This window comes from Erysipelothrix aquatica (genome assembly GCF_009828775.2).
Classification (GTDB): domain Bacteria; phylum Bacillota_I; class Bacilli_A; order Erysipelotrichales; family Erysipelotrichaceae; genus Erysipelothrix; species Erysipelothrix aquatica.
Map to the genome: position 1 here is coordinate 1 of NZ_WTSY02000051.1, position 5,593 is coordinate 5,593.

Genomic DNA, 5,593 nt, shown 5'->3' on the forward strand with positions numbered 1-5,593 from the left:
GCTAGATCCTAAGTCTAGTGTGTCTGCCAATTTCACCACATCCGCATATTTGCTGTGTTTAATTCCTTAGTGCCTATAGATAATAACATTCATTTTACAAAAGCGCAATAGCTTTTTACATAAAAGTTAAAATAATTAAAGGCGGATTTTTTCCGCCTTTAATTAGATATAATAGATCTTCAAATTACCGAATGAAACGTCTCCATTGAGTGTTAATGTTGGACCCGATTGTGGCATATGATGTGTTGAATCTGATATACCACCAAGGGTTGTGGTGACGTTGTTAATTACATTCACAGTATGAGGAATGTAGAGGACAATTTGTCCGAAATTACAATCGATATTTAGGTGTGATCCATTAGGATTAAATTTTGCTTGATCAAAGTATACGCGTAATGATGCAAAGTTACACTCGACTGATCCGTCTGTAAAGTTCTCTGAACGAACATAACGTGTGCGGTCGGTAAATGTTGCTTCCATTCTTATAAAGTCCTGACGCGCGTCATATTGCTGTTCACGATTACTGTCTTTATTAAAGTTAGTGCCTTCTTTGGTTCCGTCAGAACTAAAGGTGAAATTTTGTTTGCTACCATCTCCGTTCTCAACGTTCACCTCAACATCAATGATGTCATCATCGTTGAAGTCATGTCGATTAAAGTCGGATTTTGGTGAGTCATACGTTTCGCTAAAGAATTCAAAATTGTGCTTTTTTCGCGGGAATAGGGAATGCAATCCGATACTTAGGAAGATACCACCCCAAATAAGCCACCAGATGTTTCCTCTAAAGTAGAAGAGATCATCATTCAATGCAAAGGCAATGATGAGTGGCATAATAATTCCACCATAATTTAAATCCTTCAAATTGCTAATTGCAAATGCAACCAACATTGCTGTTACAATAATTCTAAAAATACTGTTTCCTACTTCAAAAAGGTTAAATGCGGATCCGAAGATTACAACCGAAATAACTATGAAGAAGAAACCCCAATAAAGACTGCCGCTTTTTCTTTTCATTATAAGCTCCTTTCGTCCAAATGTTTTTTCACATTTGGGAAGTACATACGTGATACGTACACCACTTTGTGAGAGTCAAAAAACTGGATGGATCGTGCTGAGGTAATGTTTCGCTCAATTGCTGCTACATGGTTAATGTTCACAATTGCTGATTTCGAAATTCTTACAAATGAATTGGGTAATTTATCCTCCAATTCATACAAACGATATCGTGTTCGGTAAGAATCTTTACTTGTATGAGCAAAGACACTCTCTGCCTCAGTTTCAAAGAATAGAATGTCATCTGTGTTGAGTGATACATCACGATCATCACGAGATACGACGATTGCCTCTGTATGAAACTTTTGAATCCAACTTTGAATCTCAGAAGTCAGCGCATGACATTCGACAATCACGTCATCATCTGCTAATTCTGGATTTTCAATGATTCGAATTTTCATGTCTGCCTCCTCTATGTGTATCGTATCAAAAAAATGTTTAATAATGTGTTAAATCCGGTAAGATGAAAGATACATGCGTTAAGTTGCATTATTTTCGGTTTTGGCGCAGTAATTCAATTTCTTGACGATAGCCATCGTTATCATCTTGTGGTGTTTCTAAGTAAAATGGCAAATGGCGTAACTTAGGATGATTAATAATATTTACAAAAGCATCTAAACCAAGTGAGCCTTGTCCAATTTTTTCGTGACGGTCTTTATGGGACTTAAATGGATTTTTACTGTCGTTAATATGAATTGCATGTAGTTTATTCAAACCTATGATGCGGTCAAATTCTGAGATAACACCATCTAAATCATTGACGAGATCATAACCTGCATCATAAAGGTGACATGTATCCCAGCAAACGCCGAGTTTTTCTTTCACTTCGACACGGTCAATAATTTCTTTGAGCTCCTCAAATGTGCGGCCGACTTCTGAACCTTTACCTGCCATTGTTTCAAGAAGCACAATTGTTTCTTGGTTTGGGTCAAGTACTCGATTGAGCATGTCAGAAATCATAACAACTGCGGGTTCGACCCCTTGTCCAACATGACTTCCCGGGTGGAAGTTATAAAGACTTCCTTTGATAAAACTCATACGATAAATATCATCACGCATAACTTCCTCAGCATATTCACGTGTATGTGGTTTGTCACTGCACGCATTCAATGTATAGGGTGCATGTGCCAAAATATGTTTGAAATCGTTTGCTTCAATAATGGCGTTGAGTTTCGCAACATCATCCAAGTCGAGCGGTTTTGCTTTACCACCGCGGGGACTGCGCGTAAAGAACTGGAATGTATTCGCTCCAATATTCAAGGCTTCTTTTCCTAAACCTTCATAACCTTTTGAAAATGATAAATGACTTCCTATATAAAACATAAGAACCTCCTAATGATGTATTTATTCTATCATATTCGTCTCACGAGAGTATGCAAGAATACTATGATATAATAACAACTGAATACAGAAAGAGGTGTCGCATGGAATTAAATGGAAAACGTGTTCTAACAATCGTAAGCCCAGACTATGATGATTTGGAACTTTGGTATCCGATTATTCGGCTCCGTGAAGCAGGTGCTCATGTAGATATAGCAGGTGAGCATGCAGATACAACGTATAAAGGGAAGTATGGATTATCAGTAGTATCAAACCTAGCATTCGATGAAGTTAATATTACTCAGTATGATGGTATTTTGGTACCTGGAGGTTGGGCTCCTGACTACTTAAGACGTTTAGACGCTGTTCTTGAGTTTATTCGTTACATGGATAAAGAAAAACGCGTTATTGGTCAAATTTGTCATGCAGGATGGGTTTTATCTTCAGCCGGAATTCTTGAAGGAAAAACTGTAACGAGTACTCCTGGAATTAAACATGATTTAATGTACGCTGGGGCAACTTGGGTGGATGAACCTGCAGTTGCGGATGGTCATGTTATATCAGGACGTCGCCCCCCAGATTTACACATTTATTTACCACTTGTTATTGAAGCGCTAAAAAAACAGTAAACTCTCGAAAGAGAGTTTTCTTACGATAATGATAGTATTCGTTATCATAATCCACCTTATAATGAATGAGAAGTGAGGTGGATTATGACATTCGCGATTACAATAGCAAAAGGTGTTCTCATAGGCGTTTCGTTTTTAATACCCGGATTGAGCGGGGGAACGATGATGTTAATATTGAATGTTTTCGATGATGCAGTGCATGCTCTTAACGAACTCTTGCATTTTCGGGCATATCGCCTCCAATATTATCTTGTAATGACATGTGGGATTGGTCTGGGTATTCTCGCGTTCGCAGGTGTTATTGATTACCTGCTGATCAATTTTAATACACTCACAATGTCGTTTTTCTTAGGGGTAATTTTAAGTGGTCTCATAGAGATTGATAAACAGATTACAAACAAAGTAAAATCAATCAAAAGTATCATTCCTTATCTAATAGGCGTTCTGTTGACGGCAGGTGTTTACTTCTTACCGTCTCTTACGATTCAGGTAGAGGCTAATCTATCGCTTCAAAATTGGATCCAACTTATCATAATCGGTATTCCAATTTCTGTTGCACTAATCCTTCCAGGACTTTCGACGTCATATTTGTTGTTGGTGTTTGGTTTGTATGAGCGAACGTTACGAGCAATCTCGGCCTTTGATTTTATGTTTCTGTTACCTCTCATTATCGGTATTCTTATCGGGGTTGTCTTATTTACAACACTGATTGATTCAGCACTGCAAAATTATCCCAACCTTATCTATAAGATTATTTACGGCCTCGTTTTAGGATCAGTCTATGGGATTGTTAAGGAACTTGGTATTCAATCTTTACCAGAAGGCTTGGTGGCTATTGGAGTCGCAATTATCGGTTTTGTATGTGTGACCCGGTTCAAAAAAACTGCGTTGAAACTCGAAGAAACTTCAGAAATGTAAACAATTGTAGCAAGCAATTGCTTTTTTCGTGTGAACTCATGTGAGAAAGCGCTAACGCCATTGAAAGTTGCTAGGATGAATTTTACAATAAACAATATAACTGTAAACATGGAGGTAGCATGGATGCAAGACAACAAAAAAGACAGTCGTGAAATTATCGATGATAATACAAATGATAGCGTACTGAGAAAAGAATCCCAAAGCAATGCGGATGAGATGAACCCCGAAATGATGGAGGGGGAACATTTTGAACAAGAAGTAGAAGATGTATCTAAAGAATCTATAAGCAATTCAAAAGAAAATAATTCTGAAAGAACATCGTCTAGTCACTCAAATGGTAAGTCGAAAAAGCGCAAACAAAAACACCAATCAAAACGAAAGTCGAAGGCAGATTCTCAATCTAAAGAGAAAGATAGATTTAAGGATAGTGCTGAAACAGAATCTAGGAATCGAAAGTATGAGCAACATACAGAAAAACGGAATATTATTCCGGTTATCCTAAGTTTAATTATAATGGCAGTCATCGCTGGTGGTGGATATATTTTTTGGAATCAATTCATGAGTGAAAAACAATTAGATTTCTTATCACTTCGAACAATTTCATTGACTGGTTCAAATGGTACAGGTCACTATGTCGATAATCGTGAAGCAATGGTTTTTGATGGACCCGATCTGGTAAAAGAAGTTTTAAAGGCAGTCAGTGTTGAAATTACACCAAATGAAAACTTGAAAAATGGTGATGTCGTTTCAATAAAAATGACACCTGATGATTCTCAAATTGAAATTTTAAAGGAGCACCGCTACAACCTTAAGTTGGGAACACAAACGCTAACTGTCACAGGTTTGACGGACGATAATACCATTGATTTCTTCGCAAATGTCAGTGTTGCTTATATTACAGAAGGTGATTTAATTGCGGTAAATACAACAGTCGATCCGATATTTGATAATGTTGATGACACGCAAAATACAATTCTAAAACAGATTAAGGTTAAACCAATTGAGACAAAAAAATATCGAAACGGGGATACGTTACTTTTAGAATTGGACATCCCAAGTCAAACTCGGAAAGCACTCCAACAGCAGGATATGACCTTGTTATCAGAGACTAAAACGATAACGGTTCAAGGATTAGTTGAAACGCCGCAAACAGTTGCCGATATCGATACGCTTGATGTGATGAAGCAACAGGCCCAACAGGGAATTGAGTCAGATTATAAACAAGGACAAGAAGATGCTCGAAACTTCAAAATTGTGAATACTTGCTATACCGACACAATTACTGCAAATGAAAATTTTAAGAATTATACAAATGGGTCATTAGTGTTTGTATTCGAATTTGATCAAGATGCTGAGTCTGGCCCTATTAAAAAATACACAAGTTACCACTTTACAAACATCACTACTTTGAATGGCAAGGTTCAACAAGATTCTGTCGTTGTTAAAGGTACGCAAGCAACGCAAGAGAAAAAAGAGTCAGTCGTAGATCCGCTCCGAAACGTCGGATTCTCATGCAAATAAAAACAACGTCAAATTTTCGACGTTGTTTTTCCTAAATTCAAATCTCAACCGCACCACCAAGGTGCGGTTGTTTTTGTATAATAAAAGGAGCCCACCCGACTAAAAGGAGCTCCCATATGAAGTATAAGCAATTAAATAAAAAAATAAAAGAC

The 5,593-nt window shown here is 37.4% G+C and carries 6 protein-coding genes; 3 read left to right on the forward strand and 3 right to left on the reverse strand.

Translation table 11 applies throughout. The features are described from left to right. Positions 1–162: 162 nt before the first annotated feature. The 3 genes from GVV20_RS10005 to GVV20_RS10015 all read right to left on the reverse strand — a co-directional run bounded on the left by GVV20_RS10005 (position 163) and on the right by GVV20_RS10015 (position 2,376). Positions 163–1,014 carry a LiaF transmembrane domain-containing protein gene (locus GVV20_RS10005; protein WP_159741508.1) on the reverse strand — a complete coding sequence of 284 codons (852 nt, stop codon included), beginning with the start codon at positions 1,012–1,014 and terminating at the stop codon, positions 163–165. Beyond that, positions 1,014–1,454 carry a LytTR family DNA-binding domain-containing protein gene (locus GVV20_RS10010; RefSeq protein ID WP_159649239.1) on the reverse strand — a complete coding sequence of 147 codons (441 nt, stop codon included), beginning with the start codon at positions 1,452–1,454 and terminating at the stop codon, positions 1,014–1,016. Before GVV20_RS10010 ends, GVV20_RS10005 begins: the two co-directional genes overlap by 1 nt. Positions 1,455–1,542: 88 nt before the next feature. Next, entirely contained in the window at positions 1,543–2,376 is an 834-nt protein-coding gene (locus GVV20_RS10015) for a deoxyribonuclease IV (protein WP_159741509.1), read from the reverse strand. Between the two features lie 101 nt (positions 2,377–2,477). On the opposite strand from GVV20_RS10015, the gene GVV20_RS10020 reads away from it, so the two are divergent. From GVV20_RS10020 to GVV20_RS10030, 3 genes are all read left to right on the forward strand, one after another. Next, positions 2,478–3,002, forward strand: a complete 525-nt coding sequence (locus GVV20_RS10020) for a type 1 glutamine amidotransferase domain-containing protein (RefSeq protein WP_159741510.1) — start codon at positions 2,478–2,480, stop codon at positions 3,000–3,002. 84 nt (positions 3,003–3,086) lie between these two features. Next, the gene (locus GVV20_RS10025) at positions 3,087–3,920 is read left to right on the forward strand and encodes an undecaprenyl phosphate translocase family protein (RefSeq protein WP_159741511.1); all 834 of its coding nucleotides are present in this window, start codon (positions 3,087–3,089) and stop codon (positions 3,918–3,920) included. A 123-nt stretch (positions 3,921–4,043) separates the two neighbouring features. After that, positions 4,044–5,441 (forward strand): hypothetical protein, encoded by a 1,398-nt coding sequence (locus GVV20_RS10030; protein ID WP_159741512.1) that lies wholly within the window; start codon positions 4,044–4,046, stop codon positions 5,439–5,441. Positions 5,442–5,593: the final 152 nt, after the last annotated feature.

What these genes read in the sequence shown, in the direction of transcription:
- GVV20_RS10005 (WP_159741508.1), bottom strand. Translation starts at nt 1,014, where the DNA reads ATGAAAAGAAAAAGCGGCAGTCTTTATTGGGGTTTCTTCTTCATAGTT.
- GVV20_RS10010 (WP_159649239.1), bottom strand. Translation starts at nt 1,454, where the DNA reads ATGAAAATTCGAATCATTGAAAATCCAGAATTAGCAGATGATGACGTG.
- GVV20_RS10015 (WP_159741509.1), bottom strand. Translation starts at nt 2,376, where the DNA reads ATGTTTTATATAGGAAGTCATTTATCATTTTCAAAAGGTTATGAAGGT.
- GVV20_RS10020 (WP_159741510.1), top strand. Translation starts at nt 2,478, where the DNA reads ATGGAATTAAATGGAAAACGTGTTCTAACAATCGTAAGCCCAGACTAT.
- GVV20_RS10025 (WP_159741511.1), top strand. Translation starts at nt 3,087, where the DNA reads ATGACATTCGCGATTACAATAGCAAAAGGTGTTCTCATAGGCGTTTCG.
- GVV20_RS10030 (WP_159741512.1), top strand. Translation starts at nt 4,044, where the DNA reads ATGCAAGACAACAAAAAAGACAGTCGTGAAATTATCGATGATAATACA.